15 protein-coding genes are annotated in these 24,650 nt (G+C 42.5%); 2 read left to right on the top strand and 13 right to left on the bottom strand.

Annotated features, from left to right (window positions below):
* Positions 1 to 178: 178 nt before the first annotated feature.
* The 5 genes from SWP_RS06240 to SWP_RS06220 all read right to left on the bottom strand — a co-directional run bounded on the left by SWP_RS06240 (position 179) and on the right by SWP_RS06220 (position 12,071).
* Positions 179 to 1,192: a response regulator gene (locus tag SWP_RS06240; RefSeq protein WP_020911569.1), complete on the bottom strand. Its 1,014-nt coding sequence runs from the start codon at positions 1,190 to 1,192 to the stop codon at positions 179 to 181.
* A 24-nt stretch (positions 1,193 to 1,216) separates the two neighbouring features.
* Complete coding sequence (locus SWP_RS23005; protein ID WP_020911568.1) at positions 1,217 to 5,935, bottom strand: response regulator; 4,719 nt, start codon at positions 5,933 to 5,935, stop codon at positions 1,217 to 1,219.
* Between the two features lie 60 nt (positions 5,936 to 5,995).
* On the bottom strand, positions 5,996 to 7,057 hold the full coding sequence (locus SWP_RS06230) for a DUF2955 domain-containing protein (RefSeq protein ID WP_020911567.1): 1,062 nt from the start codon (positions 7,055 to 7,057) through the stop codon (positions 5,996 to 5,998).
* The gene (locus tag SWP_RS06225) at positions 7,047 to 8,189 is read right to left on the bottom strand and encodes an HlyD family secretion protein (RefSeq protein ID WP_020911566.1); all 1,143 of its coding nucleotides are present in this window, start codon (positions 8,187 to 8,189) and stop codon (positions 7,047 to 7,049) included. Before SWP_RS06225 ends, SWP_RS06230 begins: the two co-directional genes overlap by 11 nt.
* A 600-nt stretch (positions 8,190 to 8,789) precedes the next feature.
* The gene (locus tag SWP_RS06220; protein ID WP_020911564.1) at positions 8,790 to 12,071 is read right to left on the bottom strand and encodes a S41 family peptidase; all 3,282 of its coding nucleotides are present in this window, start codon (positions 12,069 to 12,071) and stop codon (positions 8,790 to 8,792) included.
* A gap of 1,005 nt (positions 12,072 to 13,076) precedes the next feature.
* On the opposite strand from SWP_RS06220, the gene SWP_RS06215 reads away from it, so the two are divergent.
* Entirely contained in the window at positions 13,077 to 13,490 is a 414-nt protein-coding gene (locus SWP_RS06215) for a hypothetical protein (protein ID WP_020911563.1), read from the top strand.
* Positions 13,491 to 13,554: 64 nt separating this feature from the next.
* On the opposite strand, the gene SWP_RS23175 is transcribed toward SWP_RS06215, so the two are convergent.
* From SWP_RS23175 to purE, 3 genes are all read right to left on the bottom strand, one after another.
* Positions 13,555 to 14,181, bottom strand: coding sequence for a hypothetical protein (locus tag SWP_RS23175; RefSeq protein ID WP_020911562.1), 627 nt, complete (start codon positions 14,179 to 14,181; stop codon positions 13,555 to 13,557).
* Positions 14,174 to 14,728 carry a sigma-70 family RNA polymerase sigma factor gene (locus SWP_RS06205; RefSeq protein WP_044556302.1) on the bottom strand — a complete coding sequence of 185 codons (555 nt, stop codon included), beginning with the start codon at positions 14,726 to 14,728 and terminating at the stop codon, positions 14,174 to 14,176. The genes SWP_RS23175 and SWP_RS06205 overlap by 8 nt, the downstream gene beginning before the upstream one ends.
* Positions 14,729 to 14,939: 211 nt before the next feature.
* Positions 14,940 to 15,443 (bottom strand): 5-(carboxyamino)imidazole ribonucleotide mutase, encoded by a 504-nt coding sequence (gene purE / locus SWP_RS06200; protein ID WP_044555724.1) that lies wholly within the window; start codon positions 15,441 to 15,443, stop codon positions 14,940 to 14,942.
* A gap of 556 nt (positions 15,444 to 15,999) precedes the next feature.
* Between purE and SWP_RS06195 the strand changes: the two genes are divergently transcribed.
* Positions 16,000 to 17,223 (top strand): sensor domain-containing diguanylate cyclase, encoded by a 1,224-nt coding sequence (locus tag SWP_RS06195; protein ID WP_044556301.1) that lies wholly within the window; start codon positions 16,000 to 16,002, stop codon positions 17,221 to 17,223.
* Positions 17,224 to 17,306: 83 nt separating this feature from the next.
* On the opposite strand, the gene SWP_RS06190 is transcribed toward SWP_RS06195, so the two are convergent.
* From SWP_RS06190 to SWP_RS06170, 5 genes are all read right to left on the bottom strand, one after another.
* Positions 17,307 to 18,488, bottom strand: a complete 1,182-nt coding sequence (locus SWP_RS06190; RefSeq protein WP_020911558.1) for a methyl-accepting chemotaxis protein — start codon at positions 18,486 to 18,488, stop codon at positions 17,307 to 17,309.
* Between the two features lie 196 nt (positions 18,489 to 18,684).
* Complete coding sequence (locus SWP_RS06185; protein ID WP_020911557.1) at positions 18,685 to 19,302, bottom strand: transglycosylase SLT domain-containing protein; 618 nt, start codon at positions 19,300 to 19,302, stop codon at positions 18,685 to 18,687.
* 111 nt (positions 19,303 to 19,413) lie between these two features.
* Complete coding sequence (locus tag SWP_RS06180) at positions 19,414 to 19,842, bottom strand: hypothetical protein (protein WP_020911556.1); 429 nt, start codon at positions 19,840 to 19,842, stop codon at positions 19,414 to 19,416.
* 2 nt (positions 19,843 to 19,844) lie between these two features.
* On the bottom strand, positions 19,845 to 21,410 hold the full coding sequence (gene gshA, locus SWP_RS06175) for a glutamate--cysteine ligase (RefSeq protein WP_079891918.1): 1,566 nt from the start codon (positions 21,408 to 21,410) through the stop codon (positions 19,845 to 19,847).
* A gap of 176 nt (positions 21,411 to 21,586) precedes the next feature.
* On the bottom strand, positions 21,587 to 24,424 hold the full coding sequence (locus SWP_RS06170) for a M16 family metallopeptidase (protein ID WP_044555722.1): 2,838 nt from the start codon (positions 24,422 to 24,424) through the stop codon (positions 21,587 to 21,589).
* Positions 24,425 to 24,650: the final 226 nt, after the last annotated feature.

Here is a 24,650-nt window from a genome sequence, read left to right as displayed (position 1 = left end):
ACTATATCATTAGCAAGCTTAACAAATGTTGAACAGCAGACGCCTAACACTTTCACAACTTAGTCACCTACACTCTTCAAACGCAGTAATACCGAGGGCTAAGTTCACTTTTCAGTCAAAAATCAACATTTATAAAAATAGAAAATGATGACTTGAATTTATTAATCAAATAACTGATTTAGTCTTTAAAGGACTGCATAATCTTTGTTATTTCATCCATATGTTCTAGAAATAAAGGCACTAACTGTGGATCAAAATGTTCACCCGCCTGCTGTTGTAAATGAGCTATAGCTTCCTCTACAGACCAAGCCCGCTTATAGGGGCGCTCACAAGTCAATGCATCAAATACATCTGCAATGGCAACAATGCGCCCAATGCGAGGAATATCCTCCCCTTTAAGCCCATAGGGATAACCAGTACCATTCCATTTTTCATGATGACTAATGGCGACAATTTTTGCCATCTTAAGCAGCTCTGATTCATTCTCACCAATGATTTCGGCACCGATTTCAGCATGTTTCTTCATCTCTTTAAACTCATCATCGGTTAGCTTACCAGGCTTACGCAAGATGGCATCCGATATACCTATTTTACCAATGTCGTGCATTGGGCTAGCTGCCATTAACATATCGGCATCAGCTTCACACATACCGGCCGCCTTCGCTAAGATATGCGTATAGTGACTCATCCGAATAACATGCATCCCTGTTTCGTTATCTTTATACTCCGCCGCCCGTCCGAGCTTCTGTATTACTTTGAGTTGAGTCGCGGCCAGCTCAGCTGTTTTCTGTTTTACTTTAATTGCCAGTTCACGGCTCTGATTAAACAGCGCTAACTGGGTTTTAACTCTTTGCTGAACAATAGGCGGGTTAAATGGTTTAGTTATGTAATCTACCGCGCCAAGTTCTAAGCCCTTAAGCTCGTCTTCAGCGGTAATTTTTGCGGTAACAAAAATGATAGGAATGTGTCGGGTGGTATGATCACTTTTAAGGCGCCTGCAAACCTCAAAACCATCAATTCCTGGCATCATGATATCAAGTAAAATGAGATCTAAAGGCAAACGCCGAGCAATCTTAAGCGCTATTTCACCGTTTTTAGCCACCTTTATCTGATAATCATCTTTTAACATTCCAGCCAAAACATCTATGTTCGCAGGGGTGTCATCGACGACTAGTAAGGTTTGTTGTTCCATCACATCCTTCCTATATCGTAAAAATTAGTTGTCTTTGGCGACTATCGCTTGCATCTGTATTGCGACTTTTAGTGCCTCATCAAATTCAAATTCATCTAACTGTTTTTCAAGTTGCTTAAACAAAGATGCAAGTGGCTTAGATGAGAGTGCAGTTCGCTCTGTTGTAATAAGTTCGGTTGCCGCTATATCAAAGTCGTTAAGCATATCGATAAGTGTAGTTAAAACGGCACTAGCCTTATCAACATCTAAACCAACCAACGCCTGCTCATTGATCCCACTAAGCAATTGCGAGGTAATCTCTTTACAGACTAGCGATAATTCACCTTCTAATAATTCATAATTAGCACTAGCTGTAATATCTGCTTTAGATTGTACAAAGCTTTCAATATCTTGCTCTAATTGCTCAGCATAGTCAGCTAGCTTTACGGCTCCAATCGCACCGGCAACGCTTTTTAAAGTATGAATAAGCCTTGCCGATGTCACGGTATCATCGGCTTCGGCACTCACACTAAATTGCGTTGAAAAGTCTTGTTGTCCGCGAACGAACTTCTGCAGTAACTTTATATAAAGCGCTGTTTTTCCTTGAGTACGATGTAAACCTAACTGAGTATCGATATGTTCAAAGAGGTTAAAGTCAATATCGCTTCCCTTAGCAGAAGTGTCCGTCACTTCTGCTACTTGCGGATGCTTAGGAGTCACCCATTTAGCAATAGTAGTAAATAACTCATCAACATTAATCGGTTTAGGAATATGGTCATTCATTCCCGACTCGAGCGCTCTCTCTCTATCACCTGCCATTGCATTTTCCGTCATAGCCAGTACAGGAAGGTGTTCAAACTGTTCATTATCTCTAATCCTGCGAGTGGCAGTATAGCCATCCATGATTGGCATTTGGCAATCCATCAATACACCATCGAACTGTTCTTGCTCGAGAAAATCAAGCACCTCCTGACCATTATTAGCCAGCACAGGCGTTATACCATTACTGCTTAGCAGCTCTACGATGAGCTCCTGATTTAAATCATTGTCTTCTGCAACTAACAGTTTTGCTCCTGCAAGTTGAGATAGCGCAGCTTCAACTCGACTGCGTCTTTTTGAAAAGCTAGTGAGTTTGCGTGGCGCAAAGCCCAAAGCTGGCAATAACGCATCCCATAAAGTCGATTGAGTAACAGGTTTAGTGAGCACTGCATCAATGGGCACATCCACGGCATCTAATAATAACTCCTCTTTGCCGTAAGCGGTCACCATGACAACATGGGGCGTTATGGATTCGGGCAACTGCTTGATAAATTTCGCCACACCTATTCCATCAAGCTTTGGCATTTTCCAATCAAGCAATGCCAATTGATAAGGTGAAGCCTCACTTGCTTTGAGCATTGCTACGGCTTCAACACCATCTTCAGCACACTCCACTTGCACGTTAAGGCTGGCTAACATGGCTAAAAGGATTTCACGAGAATTGGCATTATCCTCTACAAGTAACACTCGAACATCTTCTAAACTGCCTTGATAAATTGGAGCTAAATCATGGTGCTCTACTATGGGAAATACCGACTCAAAGTAGAAAATACTGCCTTTATTCACTTCACTTGAAACACCAATTTCCCCTCCCATTAAATCAGCCAAATTCTTACAAATTGCCAGCCCTAATCCGGTACCACCATATTTTCTAGTGGTTGATGCGTCGGCTTGAGAAAATGCTTTAAACAATCCTTGCTGCTGCTCTGCCGTCATCCCTATCCCTGTATCTGTAACCGAGAATTTAAGCGTTACCTCATCGTCAGTCAGCTTTTCGATACTGACACCAATGATCACGCTACCATGTTCGGTAAACTTAACCGCATTATTAGCAAGATTGGTCAGGATCTGCGCTAACCGGAGCGGGTCGCCTTGTAAAATAGCAGGGATTGTTGGGTCTATATCAAATAACAATTCCAACTCTTTTTCAGCCACTTTAATACCAACAAAGTTGATAATATCCTCTAGTACATCCTCTAAGCGGAATTGAATCGTTTCAATATCCAGTTTACCCGCTTCTATTTTTGAAAAGTCGAGTATGTCATTAATGATCCCTAATAGAGACTGGGCAGAGCGATGTGATTTTTCAATATAGCTGTGCTGTTGCTTAGTCAACTCGGTTTTAAGTGCAAGATGTGTCATACCAATAATCGCATTCATCGGCGTGTGGATCTCATGACTCATATTCGCTAAGAACTCACCCTTAGCGCGATTAGCATCATCAGCAATTTCAATCGCTGAGGCTAGCTCCCTTTGCAACGCTTTCGACTCATTGATGTTGAGGTGAACCCCACTGATCCGACCGGCATCCCCCTCTTCAGTATAATGGTGTACCTGCCCTATGCTCATTATCCAATCATAGCCACCATCTTTTCGCTGCATTCTAAATTCACGCATTAACAGTTGTGGATTCGACTTGCTTTGCGCTTTCAGGGTATCGAGCACAGCTTCTCTGTCGTCAGGGTGCACTAATTCCAGCCAAGTCTGCTCTCCTGCATTTAGCGTTGACCACTGCTCATTTTCAATACAAAGATCCAACACCTCATAGCCAAGCATGTTGGCGTACATTGTATTAACCACCACTTTATTTTCAGTGGGATAATAATCCCACATTCCCATTCTTGCGCTTTCAGCGGCTACCTTTAGCTTATCTTCAGATAGCTGGAGTCGATTTTCAGCTAGCTTTTGCTCAGTAATATCAAATAATGTGCCATCAAAATAGTAAGTATCACCTATCTCATCGTAAACAAATTGCGCCTTAATCTGTAAATATCTTAATTCCTTTGCAGCATTCTTAATGCGAATATCGCGAGTAACAAAGCTCTGCTCTTGATAAGCAATACTCAACTCAGCTTTGAGCTCCTTTCTATCTTCGGGGATAACAATATCAACAAAAGTACGTCGGGCATTATCACCAAGAAAATCTTGACTGCTATAACCTGTCACGACTTCTACATTTGGGCTCAAATACTGCAGTGTATATTCAAACTCATCATGAATATCCACCCGATATCGATATACAACACCCTGAATGTTCTCCAGTAAAACTTGGTATTGTTGTTGGTTTTTCAGCATTTCTAAACGGACTTTTTCTTGCTCGCTAATATCTAGTAATGAAAACCTAACCTCGGTGACTTGTCCCGAGTCATCCTTTACAAGATCGGTCGATACTGAAACAAATATCATCTCGCCGCTGGTATCATACAGCTGCACTCTTTCATCTTGCGATCTGATACCGCGTAATCCTTGTTTGAATACAGTATCAATTGGATCATTCTCTTTATTGATTACATCGCGCCAATTGACACTTTTAAAAGCTTCCCGCCTAACACCTGCTAACAAAGAAAACTGCCGATTGTGCTTGATAAAATTACCGTCTACATTAACCGAAGCATAGGCCACGAATGAGTTTTCATAGAGATCCCACAGCGCCTCTTCCCGCTCTTGTAGCTCTTTAGTTCGCAAGCCAATCTTTCGCTCTAAATTATCATTATCAATTTGCAACCTATCATGTACGAGGCGACTTATCTTTACCCCGCCTAATGACAGCAAAACGCACAACAGTACAATCGCCGCCATAATCCCAATGATAATATTTTTAAAGAAGAAATAATTACTTGCCGCTTCATCAAGGTCCATCTCGGTAATAACACCAAAGCCATAGCGACTGTCCCAATGCCAAGCGCCGATAACCTCCTTTCCGCGATAATCTTTGTAACCCTCATAATTATGTCCATCCATGCGCATACTTAATTGATTAGCACTGTATGTGAGAGGGTTATCGTTGTGGTTTGTTGCTGCTGGGGATTCTGGGGTAAGTAACCTTCCAGGATCGGTTACCCGTAGGTTTAATACCGACATCTGTCCTGGGGCGACCAGTCCTAATGATTGCAGATCTTTCTCAAAACGACTGTGAGACAATATATATCCCTCTTGAGAGACAAAATAAGACTCTCCTGTTTTGCCAACGCCAGCACTTTCAGCTAACTTTGCAAACTCTTTATAAGGGTCAATACGCAGCATCAATACTGCCAAAATGTTCTCTTTAGCATCACGAATAGGGCTCAGCACAAACATTGTCGGTGTTTGCATTTGCTCAATACCGTAGGGGTTTTTCAACATCACTTCAGAACGGATAGGCTCGGTAATCACAGTTTCGCCAGCTACTGCGCGAGCAAAAATCTTAGCCTCTTTACGGGCAACAATATTTAACGTATTGATATTTTCATCTCTTGAAGAAGACAGGTTAGTACCATCTAAAGCTGTGATAAAAAAACCTAAAGCCCCAAAAGATTGACTGTAGCGCTGATAAGCTTCTCTTGACCACTGAATGTTTTCACTAACAAGTACATTTTTGTTGTTAGATTCAGCAATGAGATCAACTGTCCGTTTCTGCAAAAGAGGGTTGCTCGAAACAGCTGTAATTCGCGATTCCCAACCTTTGACCCAAGAGTAAAGGGCTACATCGCTAGTTTTGGTTAATGTTCTAAGCGCTTCGCCGCTTTTATTAACTTCATGGTCATAGGTAATCGATAAGCCTATCGCACCAACAAGTTGTAAAATAAGCGTAAAAACCAGTAATGATAATGCGGCATATACACGGTTTTTTCTTAGTTTAAAAAAGATAGATATATCTTGATTGACTGCGCGTTTAAGCTGCAGAAACAGCCCAATAAGTAGAGAAAATAAACCAAATAGTACTAGTCCGATAAAGATATGATCCATGACCAATAAACTCCATACTATTGATACAAATAAAGTTATCTGTATTGTTCTTATATCGACTTAAAGGCTATTTCTCTTTTTCAAGAATTTCCAATCTCTAGATTCTAAATAAAAAGAAGCGAATATCATGTACACGCCGACTAAGAATAGCTGCAAAATCCGCAGATAAAAGTTAACCGCAACATCTTTGTCTGTTGAGGAAACCGTAGAGCCAACCACTACGAGTAAAGCCGACAAGATCCCCGCAAAGAGTGGTGCTTTAGTGGGATCGGCATATATCTTCTGCCCAAATATTAGCGCTGCTAACATCGACATACCTATATAAAATGGCAATTCAGGAACAATCGTCAATAAGTTATAGAACACGATTGCCAGTACGCCACCGATTCCATTAGTGACCAGCAAAAAAAGACTCACTTTAATACTCTTTGCCCCTGCTGCCTGCAGCGACAAGATAGCGATAAATATCATCGTCAGTAACGCGCCAGAGATCTCTAAAAAATAGAAAAAACAGATAACAGGAAACGCTAGGATGAGGGCTCGGAATGCTTCGTGAGTGCGTTCATCATGACTTTGCTCTGCATTGGCTAGCGACTCTTTCTCCGGGGAGAGATCAGGCAATAAAACATGCAGCAATGCAAAAATAGCAACCGCAACAACCCCAGAAAAACTGAGCCCAACCCCAACCATCAACGATGCGCCCGGCTGCAACAGTCCAAGATAGGGTAACAACAGCGTTGCGACGATAAAGATCGTTGCAAAGAAGTTCCACTTAGGACTACTGAAAAGGTAGTAGCCCCACAGCATCATCATCGCCAACAATGGCAGTAAAACCGCAGGGTATTGTGTTGGCCCGAAGCTGACTAACCAAGCTATCGCGATCGTACAAATCATTGAGATAAGTAACTCGTACACGGTTTGCACGGTAGGCTCTTGTCTGTCGACCAAAAACTTAGCAACAAACACAGGCACAATAAACGCTAGCGGCCAGGCCCATATAGAAGAGACTGCGACCGCAAGACCTATTCCTAAGGTGAACCTGAGCACTCGCCGAGTATAGATAGCCTCTTCAAGTGCTGCTTTTTCGGTGCTGACGATAAGCTCCTGAGCTTTATCTGACATAAGAGAACCAGCTCACGACTCTGATCCAAGCGCGGCCAAATAAGTTAATCATTGAATTATCTTTGGTATAAACGATGACATCGGCTTGGCCGCCCACACGTCGTAGTCCGACCGCTTCATCTTTTGATAATACTATGGTGACAGGGAAGCGTTGTGACTGCCTAAGCCAACCAGTTTGGCCTGAGATCTGAGCAAGTTTGCCCGTTTGTTCACTCTGTCCCCAATCAATACCATAATCAATGCTACCCACCTTTGCTTTAAACACTTGGCCTGGCGCATAATCTAGCGCGAACTCGACCTCATCACCGCTAGTTATGTTGCCTAAACTATTTTCTCTGAAATACGCTTCAATCCAGACATCTTCTGAAGAGATAAAGGTCATAATAGGCTGACCAGCGCTAGCATATATCCCCTCTTTCAACCTAAAGTTAGACGCGACACCGTCAGTAGGTGCTGTAATGGAGGTGCGCTGCAAATTTAACTGTGCCTGCTCTAAACTTAGTAATGCCGATTTAACATTGGTGTTATTCTCCCCCTCTGCACCTAAACGCTCCTCTGCCTTGGCCAAATCCGCTTTAGCACTAGCAACGCCAGCCTCTGCTTTAGTCAACTCTGCACGGGCATTGTCAGCATCAGCTTGCGACATAACCTGCTTATCAACCATGGTGAAAATACGCTTCGACTGAACTTGTGCATTTTTATAATTGGCAACAGCATTGGTCACTTTAGCTTGTGCAGCAGTGACATTGGCAGTTTGAGCGCCAACATTTTGTCCTGCTTTCTTTAAAGATTGTTCAGCCTGATGAAGCGCAATCTCATAGTCTGTAGTATCTATTTTAGCTAACACATCTCCCGCTCTAATTAGCGTGTTGGGAGTTGCTAATATCTCAACAATTTCACCTGAGACTTGCGGGCTAATTGGCACGACATAGCCGCGAATACGGCCTAAATCTGTGGAAGGAATAAAACGGTCGGCTATTAAGTGGAATACAAATAGAAAACTAACAACAATCAAAATGATGTTAGTCGCCTTACGAATTTTACTGTTCTTTTTGTCCTCAGCTGGGTTGGCTTCAGCCTTGGCACTTTCACTTGCAGATACTTCTTCAGGCGTACCCTTTTGTTCAGTCATATTCTTCCCTATCCCTAACCGATGCTTTTGCTTAGAACACTTACCATTTTTTAACCAGTTTAGTGTTAAAAACACGTAAAATTCAATATCTTTTGGAAATAAGCTTAGGGGCTGTTGATTTTTAACGGTTGTTTTTGCCGCAGTTTATTGGCTATTTTGACAAGGCGGAGGCTATGTCGTTTAGTTATTCTCCACAAATAACCTACAACACAGTCAAAATAGCCATGAAGCGCGGCCCTTAGGGTTCGTTTCAATGCTTTTATTCTTTTATGGCTAGAATGCGTTACGAGTTTTTCGCTTAGCCAGCTAAGCAGGCATCGCTGAAGCCCTGTACTAAAACAATTATTCCTTACGGTAAGTAATCAAACAAAGACTAAGCTCGAAAGACCAGCAGCCCCTAGTATCGACTCAAATACATCACTAGATATTCGGATTGGGGCTGCAATCAATACCTGAATTTTAAATTTAACGGCAAAAGTTTTGTCGAAAGCGGCTGCAGGGGGGCTTTGTTACACAGGAATAAAATGAGCGTTATCAACCTGGGAACTGCTTGGCCAATAACGCTCGAAACTCATCAATATTTTTTATACTAGGCTGAAGCTAGTGGGCTCTTTTTACATCCTCTGCCATACCGCTTGCAGGTAGCGCTTTAGGGTTGAAATCCTCCACAGCTTGTTTATCTAACGCTTGTTTAAGGTAGTCCAGCGCCTTTTTAAGTTGCGCATCGTTACCAGTAAAGGTTGCGTAAGGTAGGTTATCGACTTCTATATCAGGACTGACGCCGCGCCCTTCAATAATCCAGCTTCCGTCCATTGCATATTGTGGATACTCAGCAACTCGGGCCATTCCCTTATCGGTAAGAGAGTTACGGCCAGATAACCATACGCCTGCACCTGTAGTTTGCTTACCGATAAGCGGAGCAATACCTAGTGCTTTAACTCCTGCAGAGAAAGTCTCACCATCTGAATACGTCAGCTGATCGGTCAGTACGACCAAGTGACCATTAAAGGTTTGTTGCATATTTCCTGATGGAGTGCCATGGGTTGGTGCCCAAAATGCCCATGTACGTCTAAGAAGTTTCTCAATAATCCAACTGTCGATATTACCGCCTCGATTACGGCGAACATCAATAATTAGTCCCTGTTTATCATAATTAGCGTAGAACTCACGTGCGAAGCTAGCGATATCACCACTGCCCATCGCATAAAGATGCAAGTAACCGAACTTACCATCACTTGCTTTGCTAACTTCATGGCTGTTGTGGTTGACCCAGTCTTGGTATCTTAATTTTGCATTCGCAGATGCAGTGACAGGCTTTACAATTGTTTGATGTATTTTATTGCCACGTTTAAGATCTAGTAGCACCTGCTTAGCACTTTGGTTACGAATAAGGCGAGTAACATCTGCAATATTAGTCAGCTTTCTACCGTTTATCGCGACGATAATATCACCAACTTTGGCATCAACCCCCATCTGCTTTAACGGCGCCGCTTGCTTAGGAAGCTCTGGGTCGCCTTGATAAATATGCTCAATCACCACGCCAGCTTTTGTTTGCTCTAAACGCGCACCTAAGCTTGCTGATTTTGCCTTGTTGGGATCTTTAGCAAAGTCGCCGCCACGCACTTGAGAGTGCAGCGAATCTAACTCCCCCATCATCATCTTGAAGATATCATTGAGCTCATGACGATCAGTTAGACGATCTACCAAAGGTTGATATTTCACTTTAGCTTGCTGCCAATCGACACCACGCATTTTTTTGTCATAAAACGAGTCACGGTGCATCAACCAGGCATCTTCAAACATCTGTTGCCATTCAGCTGTTGGTTGAATAGCAAGCTGCCAATTATTTACCTGCACTTTGGCGTTATCGAGTTCTTTAGGTAGTTTGTCGCCCGCATCAACAATCAACATCTCTTTGCCCTGCTTCGATTGTTTGCGGATAAACAGCTTTTTACTGTCATCAGACAAGGCATATGAACCCACATCCTTTGAGAATGTATCTACCTTAGGGTTTAGCGGATTAAACTTAACCACTTTCAAAGAAGATTTACGGCTACCCACATTTTTATCAAGCACATAGAACTTATCTTCACCGAGTTGCAGTGATGAATAGTTACCAGCTGCGACAGGTACTTGCCATAATCTCGCCGACAAGCCATCCCAGTCAACACGAGTTTTAACCTCGTCATCACTGTCCTTATTAGGCTCACTCAGTAACTCATTGGGTTTTTGAAAAGCAAAACGTGCTTTACGATTAAGCGCAATCGCAAACACTTCAGTCCGCTTGTTAAACATTGGCCCCATGTTTCTGTCGCCCCATGGAGAGCTTGGAGTTGAGACAAATTTGCGGTTTGAGAGAAAATAAAGCCAGTCGCCATCTTTACTAAAACTGGGCGAAAACGACTCATACTTGTCTGTGGTGAGTGCTTGCGCTTTGTTTTTATCTAAAGAGTACAACACGATTTGGGTGCGGTTTTTACCTATCTCGGCTTTGGTAAGCGCGATAAATTGACTGTCTCCTGACCAAACGATGTCGGCGTACGGTCCAAGCCCTTCACCTTGGATAATAATTTTCTTATCACGTCCCTTCTTTAGATCTAACAGCCAAACATTACCGTCATAATCGTCATGAGCCAAATAACGGCCGTCAGGCGAAAGGTGCAACCCCATGCGCAATGCTTTGCCGTTGTCGGTTAACTGCTTACGCTTATCACTGCCATCGGCGGCAAATCGCCATATTTCCTGCTCGCCGCTAATGTCACTGATCCCGTATACCCACTGGCCATCTTTACTCATAATGGCATTACGCACTCGACTGTCTGCAGGAATCATCAGCTGTACCAATCTTTGCCCATCCGTTGAGGCGATGGCGACTTGGCTACGAGCGGTGATCACAACTCTATCACTTTGCGGGGTGAATTTTGTCGACGTTGCATACTTCATTGGATCGCTGACCCAATGCTCTCGTTTATGTGCAAAATCTGAAATTAACTCAATATCAACAACTTGTTCTTTATTCGAAGCGATATCGAAAAGCTTAATATCGGCACCCTGCTGGAAAACTATACGCCCCTCATTAAGCTTGGCGCTTCTCACTTGCCACTCTTTATAATGCGTGTGTTGCTGCAGATCTTTACCATCAACTGACATTGACCAGATATTGTCGTTACCGTCACTGTCGCTGATAAAGTAAACACGAGACTGCCACAACATGGGTTGTCTGACAGAGCCGTTATGGGTAGCCGCTAATTGCTGCGCTTCTTGTTTGTCGCCTAACTTAAAACGCCAAAGCTCCCCTTTAGCGCCGCCTCGATACACTTTGGCATTATCACCTGTGGTTTGTAGGCCAAAACGAGTGAAGTAAACATATTCATTTTGTTCATCAATGACCCCTTCTATTGCATCGGCAAGAGGTAAGTCCGTTGTCACAAGATTGGCTGGGTCTACCGTACGTAATACCCAATAATTTGCTGGACCAAATGCATTATCGGTGGCATACAGGATTTTGCCATCACGGGTCCAGCCTTGCACTCTCACTCGAGAGTTTTCAAAGCTGACTCGCTTTGCTTGCCCACCATCAATTGCAATTACGTAAACCTCTGACGAACCTTCATAGTTCGCCACATAAGCAACAGATTGACCATCAGGAGAAATGGTCGCCCCCAACTCTTCAGCAGGTAAACTGGTTAATCGCCTGGCCTTCGATTCAGTCAGATCTTTAGTCCAAAGATCGCCCTCAGCAGTAAAGACTAATGTTTGATTATTCAGTGCTGGAGCGCGAAAATAGCCAGCTTTATCACTAGAGTCAGAGGCAAATGAGGGGGCAATATTCATAGTGCCCAAAGCTAACATGCAACATGCAAGTGAGTGACGAAGTTTCATCAAAGAGGCCATCCTATTGTATTTATTCTAAATGGGAGCGATTCAGCCAAACAAAGTAGCAAACTTTTGACAGCTATTCAGCAAAATCAACACAAAGAATTATTAGCAAATGTGTCTTATACCAATAGGTATAAGTAGTTGATCTACTCAAGGTGTTTTTGGCGAACTAATTCAAAGCGAATAATTGACATAATGGCTGCTCCCTTTGGCATTTATCCAACACCGTAGTAGGAAGCCAAAAACACTCCGGCAGGCGAGTTATAGCGACTCTGTTAATGCGTTAATGAACTTGAACCTAGTTTAACGATGATCTTCACTCACTGCGAACCACATGGCCAAGCCATGTTGCGGACATGCTTAATACCAATTGCATTAAAAGTTTGACCATTCAGCGGGAATTCAAAACGTTGTAGGCAAGTAGTGGAATTTGAGCTAATAGTTATTCTATATCCAAATCCCATAGCGAAGCATACAGCGTTTTTGAAACCCGCACTACGTGAGCCCTTCAGTCTTTCCACTTCTGCTTTGCATTGGCTTAAAAGGGAATAACCATTTCTTTACCAATGCGCTTTGAATTGAAAAGGCTGAGGGGCTCTGAAATGGTCAAATACTTAATGCAATTGGTATAAGGCATTCCCTCCATCCTTGGAGGTCAGATGTGGTGAATGTCTTTAATGCACGACTATATGGATATAGGAGGTAGAGTAACGCAGGAGCTGTTACCGAGGAGCATTTAATGACCTTACCTCAAAACCGCTAAACGCTCGCTGAGCGATCAAATCTTTATACCGATTGATATTGCCGCATTCATCTCTATTTGAGTGTTGCCTACAATCAGCTACGCTTGATAGGTCAACACACTTTTCCAACTAACACCTTGTATTGGCAAGAGACAGCGGATCTTTAGCGCTTAGTTTGTTCAAATTCAGTACTTCTAGTATAAGGATTGAGCGATGAAGCCTAGATGGCTAAGTGAAGATCAACAGTCCCTAATAAAGGATAAAAATGACCTCCGAATATCAACGCCCCTCTTTAAGGGACGACCCCCGCGTCCACAAAGCGTTATTGGATATGCCAAGCGGATATGCCAATAGTTACAGTGAATCACAGCTTATCTATTTCCGACTAGCACTGATTGGCAAACCGTGGCAGCAACACTTTATTGATAGCCGCGGCACGTTTTATTTTCCGTTTGTTGGCTGGCGTTTTTTCTATGTATTCCTTTTAGGTAGAAATAAACGCGCTTTAAATCGCAAGGAAAAACAGGTATCTATGGCCGTTTTCATCCTGTCTTTATTTGGCTTTATTATGCTATCTATGGCTCTTGGCTTGCTGCTACTCTATTTACTAAAATCAGCATTAGGCATTGATCTATTTGAAGGTACTTCTCTTGGGATCTGGGATTGGTTCAATGAATAATGCCTACTGCATGAGTAGGCATTATTCATGATAAGGCTATTTGCTATTAATAAACTGGATGATGCTACTCCCTCGGATCATCTAGCTGTTTTTGCAATTTGTTAAAGCGATTTTGCAATGCCTCATTTGACTGCAACTGGGTTCCATATTCACTTTCTATCTGTTGTAGTGCTTGTTCAGCCTGAGCAAACTCTTCTAGAGTAAGCATTTTTTCAATCTCATCGAATTCAGCAATCAGCGCTTTAGTATCAGTCCCAACGTTTTTTAGCTTGTTAGCACCATTGAAATCCGACGATTGCAGCTTGATTTGCGCTGTTTCATCTGCGCGAGTACTTTCTTGAGCTGATATTTTACCTGACTCTTGTTCTGGCGTAGCCATTCTCATCACCGCTGGAGCGTTGTGCTCTTGTGGCGTCGACATTAAGGCTGGCATAGCCTCATCGCTCAAATTACCCGTCTGCATTTGTGGATTTATCACAAACAAAGTGACCACCAGTAATACAGAAGCCGCAGAAGACAGTGGCCAACGGTGCTTGCGCCAAAATGACTGGCTTTTCACCCGCGGCTTTGCATGACTTGCAGCGAGTTCTAGAATGGCATTATCAAGTGCCTTTGATGGCTGTTCTTGTTCAATATGTTGATAAAGAGCATGCAGCTCTTTTTGAGTATTGTCTTCAGCCTCTTTAGTCATATTCCACCTCCTGCCACTTCAGGTCGACACAGGCTTTAAGGCCTTTATTTGCGTAGCGAAGACGGCTTTTAGTTGCTTCCACTGTAGCACCTGCAATATCGGCAATCGTTGCAGCTGTGAAGCCCATTTCAATATTAAGCAAGAACGCTTCCTGTTGAACTTGCGGTAAGTCTTTCACACAGTCTTTAAGTAACAGTGCTTTTTTCTGTTGTTGCAGTAATTGCTCTGGAGATTCAGACAAACAACTGGCGACGAATTCAGTTTCTTGTTCATCCTCAAAAGTGTCACTAAAACTACTTTCAGGCTTTTTGGCTCTTACATGGTCGATAATCAGGTTATGGGCGATTCGATATAACCAAGTGGTGAACTTTGCTTTAGCTTGATAATTGGCTGCCGCCTTTATCACTCTGCTCCAGGCTTCTTGGTACAGATCTTCAGCTAATTGATTGTCATAGATTTGCCGCACAAAGTAGCGATATAACGGACCTTTGTGTTTACTGTATAGCAGTTCAAACGCGCGAGCATTGCCACTTGCATATTGCAGCATGAGCACTTGATCAGGATCTGCATTTACAGGTTGATCTGTTGGGGGATTGGGCTCAAACACGCCAAGGTCCTTTACAGAGTATTGAAACAATAAGTCTGCATCGCTGCGGGGAATTTGTCTATAGCGGACGACATTGCAATAATAACCTTAGTATTAGCAGGTACAAAAAAACCGCAGTGAAAACACTACGGTTTTATTTGTTTGCTGTCGCTTAAGCTAGTTTAGCTTGAAGCGCTGCATCTTTAGCTTGAACAGCTTCAGCAGACTTAGCACGTTCTTCTTTTACTGCTACCGCTAATGCATCATCACCCACTGCTAGCATTTGTGCAGCTAAGTAACCCGCATTCTTAGCACCAGCACTACCGATAGCAACGGTAGCAACAGGAACGCCACCTGGCATCATCACTGTAGATAGCAATGCGTCATGACCTTGTAGTGGACCACAATCAACTGGAACACCAATTACTGGGCGAGTGGTGATACCAGCAACTGCGCCAGCTAGATGTGCCGCAAGACCTGCTGCACAGATAAATACTTTACAACCACGAGCTTCAGCGTCAGTCACGTAAGCGTGTGTAGCAGCTGGAGTGCGGTGGGCAGATGTTACTTTAGCTTCAAACGTAATGTTGAAAGTCTTTAGTACATCTAGGGTAGATTGCATTGTAGGCAGGTCAGAATCAGACCCCATTAATACTGCAACAAATGGTTTGCTCATTTTAAGTCCTTCAGTAGGGCGGTACATTATTATATTTGCGCGCATTATAATGAAAACAAGCGCAAAGAGTAAACAGGCTTCCCCCAAAGCCAATAGCGTAATTATCCCTAAGCTTTGTTTTGACTGCAAATAACTTATTAGTACATATGTATAACAAATTATTAAGATCGCGAGTCATTCCCTTATTTACCTTTAGATCTCTGTGATTTCACGCCGACAAAGAAGCAAGAGCCCCCAATGCTTTTAAAATGTGCAAGTTTTGTATCATTTTGTAAAGGTGGCGGACTTTCATACAAATAATTTTGTAAGTCTAAATGATGATGTATACATTTCCGTTATTAAACCTAAATAGCACTACTGTTTAGTACGGCAAATTTGATAAACTTGCCCAATAATCTCAAACAATTGAGCCTTGTAGCCATGGCAAGATTAACCACTTGTTAGAGTTGTACTTTTTATCTACTCTTTAAGTAATTTAAAATGAATTTTACCCGCACACATTTTCTTTTGAATGCAGCAGACATATGGTTTGAACGAGTAGAATAGGATATTAATGTTGCCCATCAAAGACAGTTTAAAAAAGAAAAAAATTGATTCACTCGATTGGAAGACCCACTTAGCTCTGCTAGGCGCGCCTTTAATGCTACTTTTTATCTGTTGGTCATTTTTTTTCAGCATCACAGCATCACCAAACGCCGTTGCAAACCTGCTACTCGTTGCCATCATCTATCTGCTTGGCTACAGTCTCAATTACTATTTTCATCAGGGACGACTCACAAGGCTTTGGGAACATCTGCAGCAAGTTGTGCATGTGAATGAAACAACCTTCGAATTAGTCAACATTTCCGGTCAGTATCAAGATGAAACCGCTTTTTTAAACGCGCTACTTAATAAAGCCGTGAGCAGTGTTGATGGCGCTGAAATGGGTTCTATTATTCGAGTCGAGCCCGAAACAGGTGCATTATCATTTGAATCGAGTGTAGGAATCGATATTGGTAAGCTTAGGCAGCTCAATATCAATTTGAAGCAATCATTTGAATATCGGTTAACCAAAGGTAAGTGCGACAGAGTGGTCGTCATTGATGATATGGAAGCTATCAACTCTCGCAGCTCATTAAGCTCGTCAGCTCAAAATATCCTGCTTGATGCTCCCTCAACACCGATACGCTCAACCCTATCGAGCCCGATCCATATCGATGGTCAGCTATACGCCATGCTCAATTTAGACAGCGGAAAAGTGAAAGCATTTAGCCATTATGACCGCAACCTCGTGGCTATATTGACTCACGAAGCTGCAAATGCCATTTCTCTTTACCAAAAAACTCATAAGATTAATTTGCTGGCTAACTTTGATAGTTTAACGGAATTGTACAATCGTCAACGTTTTGAAACGCTTGTCAAAGAGTGGCAGCTGAAGCCCCACTTTGGTTGCTACTTGATACTCATCGATTTAGATAACCTTAAAGCGATTAACGATCAGCATGGTCATACTGCGGGCGACGCAGCACTGCAACATTTTAGCAGTCTCCTCAAAGGCCAATGGCATGAAAATCAGTTAGTGGCACGTTATGGCGGCGATGAATTTATAGCGCTGTGCCACGGGCCTTTAGAGCGTATCGAAAATGAGATAAATATTATAGAAACAGCCCTGAGTGAACTAGGAGATATTAGTTTTAGCTACGGCATCGAGCAGTATCACGGTCAATTAAACAAGACGATTAAGGCTGCCGATGAAGCCATGTATAAACAAAAGCGCGGAAAGGTTAATAAGAGCCTATAGAGTTCTTATAAAACCTACCTTTTTAATAAAGGATTAGGCTTTTTAAGCCTAACCCTTTAACGATAAGTGTTTTAGTCATCGTCCTATACACACACTCGTTTGAGGATTTTATCCAGCTGAGCTGATGTGCTTTTCTGCTCTCTTGCTTGTTCAGCAATTATCTTCAAATTGCTATGCACATCTTGGCTAAGCCTTGATATTTCAGATGCTCGGTCATTAATACTTGAAGTTGATGTTTGTTGCCCCTGAATACTGTCATTAATATTTCCCGTCAACGTATCAAGTTGCTGAAAAGCGCCACCGATATCGGTAAATGCTTGCGATACTCGCTGACATTGCTGCAAGCTTTCTTGGCTCACTCGCTGACTCTCACCAATTGCTGTGACGGCACTGCTGGTTTTGCCTTGCAGGCCTTCAACTATGCTTTGAATTTCGACCGTTGATTCTTGGGTTCTATGCGCCAATGCTCTGACTTCATCAGCCACAACAGCAAAACCTCGACCTTGCTCACCCGCACGTGCAGCTTCAATGGCTGCATTAAGTGCTAACAAGTTTGTTTGCTCAGCAATACTTTTTATCACTTCTAACACGTTACCGATTTTTTGACTGTCTTTATGTAACACATCAAGTTCGCTAACCAAGCTTTCAATACCGTGGGTAAAATCCCCCATAAAAGTTTGATTCTTTATGGCGTCATTGGTACCTGTTTGCAATAATTCGTTCACCTTCATCGAGGTGGATTGTAGCTCTTTAGCGTTGCCAGTGAGCTCCTGAGCTGTAGTATCTATTTCACTCAATGACTGAGTTATTTTTTCATTTTCACCACTGCTTAGCTCTACAGAAGATTCAGCTAACGTCATTTGCTCTGCCAGCTGCTCAGAGCCTTGCCGAAAAATGGTTGCGTCATTACGAACTTTATCAAGTACGTCTTTAAGGCCTTCAATAAATTCACTTAAGTTATTAGTAATCAGGGCTAATCCATCGTCGCTAACATCAACCAGTCGCTGCTTCGGCGCTTCTTCAGTACTTACCACTAATGCGAGGTATTGCCTTAACCTTGCTAATCGCTTACTCAGTGCATTTTTAATCACATACCAACTGCCAATCACTTGAGCAAACGTTATGCCCAAAAGTAACATAGCGACATTCCACTTAGAGATTGAAGCATCTGCAAACAATATAAATAGCAGTAACGCAGCAAGACCAACCGCAACAACAGGGAAAATAAGCTTAAATTGCAACTTGTGATCATCATTATCTTGCATAAAGAGTTCCATTCAATAGACAGAGCCAAGGAGTGTATTATTAACTGCCACAGCAGAATAAATTTGATTTAACAAAATATCTACATTTGTTATCGGACAAGATGGAAAAACATGAAGGGCCAATTTATGAAATCCACAAAAAAACCAGTCGCGATTACAGACTGGTTTTAATAAAAACTAACACAAATTACGCGGGTTAACCGAAAAACAGTCGCCATAACCAAGAGGAATCAAGATCCTCTTGGCACTGCCGATATTGGCCCGCGTAACGCTTTGAGCGATCATCGACCTTTCTAGCGACCTTAACTAACCAAGCCTTCTGATTATATGTTTTACGCTTATAACCGCCCCAACCTTCATGGTAATTTAAGTATTGGTTACGCGCATCCCACTTAGATACACCATTGATTTTATGTGTTTTATAGATAAACCAGCCCATAAAATCCATCGCATCGCTAAAGTTGCTGCGGCTTGACCAAGAGTTCCCAGTTTCTCTTACATAATCATCCCAAGTCATGGTTTTTGCTTGGGCGTAGCCATAAGCACTGCTCGCTCTTCCTGTGGGAATAAAACCTAAGAAGTACTCCATTGGCGGCGCGGCATTATGCTTAAATGAGCTCTCTTGGTACATCATTGCCAGCGGCACGTGCACCGGCACGCCCCACTTCTCTCTGGTATCTTTGGCCGCTGTATACCAAGAACGATTTTCTTGAAATATCGAGCATAGGTTTTCAGGATCTTTCGGGGGAGGCGTCGCGCAACCTGTTAACAGTGTTGCCAAGATAACAGTCGCAAATAATGCAGGCCATTTCATAAAAATTTATACCAACGGACAATAATAGCAATGCACTAGTGTCACATTGATAGCATCAATATGCAATTAACCAATAGTTAAATTGTGTTAGAAATCAAGCGGGGATGGGGTTTATTGAGACTCAGGGAATTGACATTCATAAGGTTCTTGGCTGATAACCTCGGGTTGCCAAAAATCAGTGTTTTTTCCGTTATAAATTTTATCACGATTAAACTTTGCCCCAATGTGGTACCGGGTATTAGCCGCAACAGTCACGGTCAAATCTTTTGGGGTGCGAGCAGCAAGTGTGACATTTAAGTCTGGAGAGTCAATTAACTCAGCCAAAGTGAAGCGATGTTCGCCAACACTTAAGCGGTAATTCGGCTGAGAGATAACAGGCTTGCCATCAAGATGGGTGACAACAGCTCGGTATTGGCCAAGCTCAGGTTCTGGCGCCAAAAAGCTTGATACCGTGCCGCACTGGTTACTGTTATCTAGCTGCGAAGCACAGCCAGATAACAGTGATATAGATATTAAAGCCAGTAACTTAAGACTTTTCAAACTTATGACTCAAAATAATCAGCTAGAAATTCATCAAAACTCACTTCGCCAACCGCTTCACTCGCAGCTTGCTGCTGAAGAGATGCCTTAGCATCTTGCTCGTAGCGTGCAAGCACAGAGTCACTAATAGGGTAGTCTTTAAGTTCTTGATGATACTGCTGGGCAAGCGACATCACCCACTGGCTGTGATCAACCTGTTCCAGTTTTAGTTTAGCCATAATTCGACCTGACAATGTCTCATCTGGATTAACAACCGCTTTGTGCCAATGCGCTAGCGCCTGTTGATAGTCTCCATCGGCTCCATCATCAAGTAAGCTGGCAATTGAACTCATATTGCCAAATAAGCTTTCTAACCAGTTAGAAAGCGATACTTGGTTACCATTTTGAGTTAGTTTTAAGCCTGGCTTGCGCCCTTCAAGCACCACAGCTTGTAAATTGGCTGCAATTTCGGCCTCTTCTTCCGCATCAGTGCTAGCAGAGGGCTGTAATAAACAATTAAGTAGGAACATATCCAAGAAACGAATTTGTGATTTTTCAATCCCTACAGCACTGTATGGGTTAACATCCAACGCTCTAACTTCAATATATTCAACCCCTGCACGCGCTAAAGATTCAGAAGGTTTCTCATTTCCTTTCGCCACTCTTTTGGCACGAATTGGAGAATAAAATTCATTTTCAATCTGTAGTACATTTGCATTTAGTTGACGATATTCACCATCGACTTTTACGCCTATTTTGGCAAAATTATCAGAAGGCATATTGATGGCAGCATTCATACCTTCAAGATAGGAGGATAAGTTGTTGTAGCTGATATCCAAATTGTCTTGTTCTTGGTTGGTATAGCCCAAATCGCTCATACGAAGTGACGTTGCGTAAGGCAAATAAAGCGTGCCTTTACCGACTTTCTCAAATGGCAGTGACGTCTGTTGATCTTTGATAAATGAGCCACACAGTGCGGGGGATGCACCAAATAAGTAGGGAAGTACCCACACCAAACGGCGGTAATTTCGGATCAAGCCAAAGTATGACTCTGAAATAAATGCATCTTTCGTTAGGCTTTTATCAGATAAGTCATAAAGACGGTTCCATAAATCATCTGATACTGAAAAGTTAAAATGCACGCCTGAGATAATCTGCATTTGCGCGCCATATCGATAGGTCAACCCTTTACGATATAGTCGCTTCATTTTGCCATTATTAGAGCTACCATAATCTGCAATAGGAATATCAGCGAGATCTCCAACATAACAAGGCATGCTTACAGGCCATAAACGCTGTCCATTTAGATGACGGACGCTATAAGCATGGGTGTAAGTTAAATCTTCAACGAGTGAGTCAATATTTTCAAAAACTGGAGTAATAAACTCTAGCAGAGACTCACTATAGTCAGTCGTGATCCGCGAATGCATTAATGCAGAGCCCAATGCTTGTGGATGACTGTCTGCAGCTAAGTGACCTGTCTTTTCAATTCTAAGCGCCTCGCGTTCAATGCCTCGTTGCATTGCCCTAAGTGCTTGACGACTTACTGGATCAGACAGATCCCCTACTAATTCATTGAATGATTTCAATATATTATTCTCTAGTACGTGACTTAAACTCAAAGCTCAAGATAATCAGACCCGTGCTAATTAACTAAACTTTCAAGTCATATAAAAATAACTGTTATGTCTATATCATGACAATTATAGATGAGGCACTCCCACCTATCGGAGCACCTCATCTATATTGGGCCTAAATGCCAATTTTACAACTGCAATATCTCAATTGGGTAACCAAGTGTAGATAATTCAGACTCTATCTTGGCACGATCGCCAACGACAAGAATAAGCATATCGTCAATTTTTAACTGACTTTTAGCTAAACCATTGAGCTCATTAAGTGTCACTTCATTAGTGATCTTAGTTTGCTGCTCACTGTAATTGTCATCCAGGTTATAACGTTGAATATTACGCATTAAGCCCGCTTTTTGGTACGGCGTTTCATAATCTAACGCTTTAGACTGTGAAATAGAGTTTTGCATAAAGTTTAGCTCATCCTCAGTCATACCAGTCGCTTGGAACTCATTGATCTCTTTAATAAACTCTATCAATGCTTCAGTAGTGACATCACTACGAACACTTGCAGTAGCTTGATAATAGCCTTGCTCTGGTCCGCCTGAGAAATAGCTTCTTGCGCCATAGGTGTAACCTTTATCTTCACGAAGATTAAGGTTGATACGGCTATTGAATGCGCCGCCTAATGGGTAGTTCATCAAATACGACTTAAAGAAAGTACCTGTTGCATCATACGCTAGTGCACGTTTACCAATCTTAATCACAGATTGTGCCGCTTCAGGCTTATCTACAATGTAGATTTTACCTCCAGAGAATGTAGGTAATTCAGCTAACTCAGGAAATGGGGTTTTATCGCCCTTCCAACTGTTAAGGCCGCTCAACTTTGTTAGCATCTGATCTTTACTTAAGTTACCTACAGCCACGATTTGAGCATTGCCCGCTGTGTATTGGCGCTGATAGAAAGCTTTCACATCATCTAAAGTGATTGCAGAAACAGATTCAATAGAACCACCACTGCTCACTCCAAACGGACTTTTATCGCCGTACAACAGCGTTCCAAATGCTCTAGAAGCAAGATAGCTGGGTTCAGTCAATTGACGTTGAAGGTTCTGTAGTAACTGTTGCTTAACCCGGTCGAAATCAGCTTGTTTGAAGGCTGGCTCAAACAACTTCTCTTGTACAATTTTCATTGTCGCATCAAGATTTTCTGTCAAAGCAGAGATCTTCAGATGACTTTGATAACTACTCGCGCCAAAACTGACATTACTGCCGAGCATCTCTAGTGCTTGAGTAAGATCTTCTGCACTGCGCTTTAGGCTTGATTCATTCATCATTGATGCTGTGATTGAAGCTAGACCAGCTTGCTGCACATCAAGTATCCGATGACCGCCATTGAGGTAAACGACGACTTCAACCGTAGGTGTTTCATTGGTTTCAGTACCTATCACTTCAATGTTATTGGCTAACTCACCTTGCCATAGTGTTGGGATTTTCAATACCGGTGCAGCGCCAACAGGCGGTACCACATTACGATCAAACTTAGAGGTAATTTGTGGTTTCACATTTAAATCTTGCACGGCAACGGCAGCGACTTTTTCAGTTGGCGCAACAAAATTATCAGCTTTAGCGATTAACTGCTTCTGACCTTGTGGTACAACACTCATTACCACCATAGGCTTGTCTTTAATATATCGATTAAACACGCGCATCACATCTTCTTTGGTGACGTTGGCATATCGAGCCAAATCAGACCCAATCATGTTGGGGTTACCAGAAAATGTTTCGTTAAATGCTAGGCTGGATACTTTAACCTGCACGCTTTGCAAACCAAAGATGGTGGCCGCTTCAAAGTTAACTTTAACTTTTTCCAGATCCTCATCATTCACGCCACGCTGTTCAAACTCAGTTATCGAATCGCGCATGATTTTCTCAATGGCGTCCAAATTCCCGCCTTTAGCAGGATTAGCGAGTGCATACAAAGAGAACTGACAAGCAAGCTCCTGACAAGGATGGCTAACACCAGCCTGTACAGCAAAACCATCTTTCACTAAATTCTTATAGAAAATTGATGTTTTACCACCGCCAAGAATATTAGACAGTAGATCTAAAGCGGGCTCATCTTCATGGCGAGCATAGACCGTCGGCATCCCCATGCGGATCAGTGGCAAATGAACGCGATCTTCCATCGATAAATAGCGGTCTTCATCCAACGTCACCAGCTCTTTAATTGGTTCAGCAACTGCTGGGCCTGCAGGGATTTCACCGAAATATTTATTTACCCAAGCCAGCGCTTGCACTTCGTCAAAATCGCCACCAATGGTCAATGTGGCATTATTAGGCCCATACCAACGTTGGAAAAAATGTTTAACATCTTCAACATCAGCACGATCTAAATCTTCTGGCCAACCAATGACGGGCCATGAATAAGGGTGGCCTTGGGGATAGAAAGCCTGATTGAAACGCTCTCCCATTCTGCCGTAAGGGCGGTTGTCTATCCGCTGTGCACGTTCGTTCTTAACCGTCTCACGCTGTACTTCAAATTTCTCTTCGGTTAACGCTGGTAAGAAAAAGCCCATTCGGTCCGACTCAAGCCAGAGCATTTTCTCTAGTTGATTATTCGGCACAGTTTCAAAATAATTGGTTCTGTCTGTATTGGTGGTTCCGTTAAGTGTGCCACCCGCTTCGGTAACCATCTTAAAATGTTGCTCATCACCTACATGTTCTGAGCCCTGGAACATCATGTGTTCGAACAAGTGCGCAAAACCGCTGCGACCTTCCAATTCACGCCCTGAACCAACGTGATAGGTAACATCAACATGCACCAGCGGATCTGAATGATCTTCATGTAATATAACGGTTAATCCGTTGGCTAATTGATATTTACGGTAAGGGATCCCAACATCTTGGCCTGAAAAACTCACAGTCTCAAGTAACGTTACACCAGCTGGTAACGTGGCTTTTGACTCCTGTTGACCAGCACATCCAAATAACGCTGCACTAACGGCAGCGGCTAACATCCATTTTTTCAATTTTTATCTCCTTCGCTTGAATGCGATATTGTTCTCTCATCTGAACTTAGTTATATACCCAAATAATCTCAAAATACAGGGTCCGACATGTCGACAGGACATTAAATTATAGTACTCGTTATTGGAACTCAATATTCCACCACACTGTAATAAGTTGTTTCTCATCATGCCCTTTAGGAGCTTCTGCTAAATATTGGCACTGCTTAGTCATATTAAAAAGGGGGTT

It is taken from the genome of Shewanella piezotolerans WP3 (assembly GCF_000014885.1).
Lineage (GTDB): Bacteria > Pseudomonadota > Gammaproteobacteria > Enterobacterales > Shewanellaceae > Shewanella > Shewanella piezotolerans.
Note: the sequence above shows the minus strand (reverse complement) of the source record. Positions and strands in the feature narration are given on the sequence as shown.

Coding starts and splice junctions, on each gene's coding strand:
- SWP_RS06240 (WP_020911569.1), bottom strand. CDS start 1,192: ATGGAACAACAAACCTTACTAGTCGTCGATGACACCCCTGCGAACATA.
- SWP_RS23005 (WP_020911568.1), bottom strand. CDS start 5,935: ATGGATCATATCTTTATCGGACTAGTACTATTTGGTTTATTTTCTCTA.
- SWP_RS06230 (WP_020911567.1), bottom strand. CDS start 7,057: ATGTCAGATAAAGCTCAGGAGCTTATCGTCAGCACCGAAAAAGCAGCA.
- SWP_RS06225 (WP_020911566.1), bottom strand. CDS start 8,189: ATGACTGAACAAAAGGGTACGCCTGAAGAAGTATCTGCAAGTGAAAGT.
- SWP_RS06220 (WP_020911564.1), bottom strand. CDS start 12,071: ATGAAACTTCGTCACTCACTTGCATGTTGCATGTTAGCTTTGGGCACT.
- SWP_RS06215 (WP_020911563.1), top strand. CDS start 13,077: ATGACCTCCGAATATCAACGCCCCTCTTTAAGGGACGACCCCCGCGTC.
- SWP_RS23175 (WP_020911562.1), bottom strand. CDS start 14,181: ATGACTAAAGAGGCTGAAGACAATACTCAAAAAGAGCTGCATGCTCTT.
- SWP_RS06205 (WP_044556302.1), bottom strand. CDS start 14,728: ATGCTGCAATATGCAAGTGGCAATGCTCGCGCGTTTGAACTGCTATAC.
- purE (WP_044555724.1), bottom strand. CDS start 15,443: ATGAGCAAACCATTTGTTGCAGTATTAATGGGGTCTGATTCTGACCTG.
- SWP_RS06190 (WP_020911558.1), bottom strand. CDS start 18,488: ATGCAAGATAATGATGATCACAAGTTGCAATTTAAGCTTATTTTCCCT.
- SWP_RS06185 (WP_020911557.1), bottom strand. CDS start 19,302: ATGAAATGGCCTGCATTATTTGCGACTGTTATCTTGGCAACACTGTTA.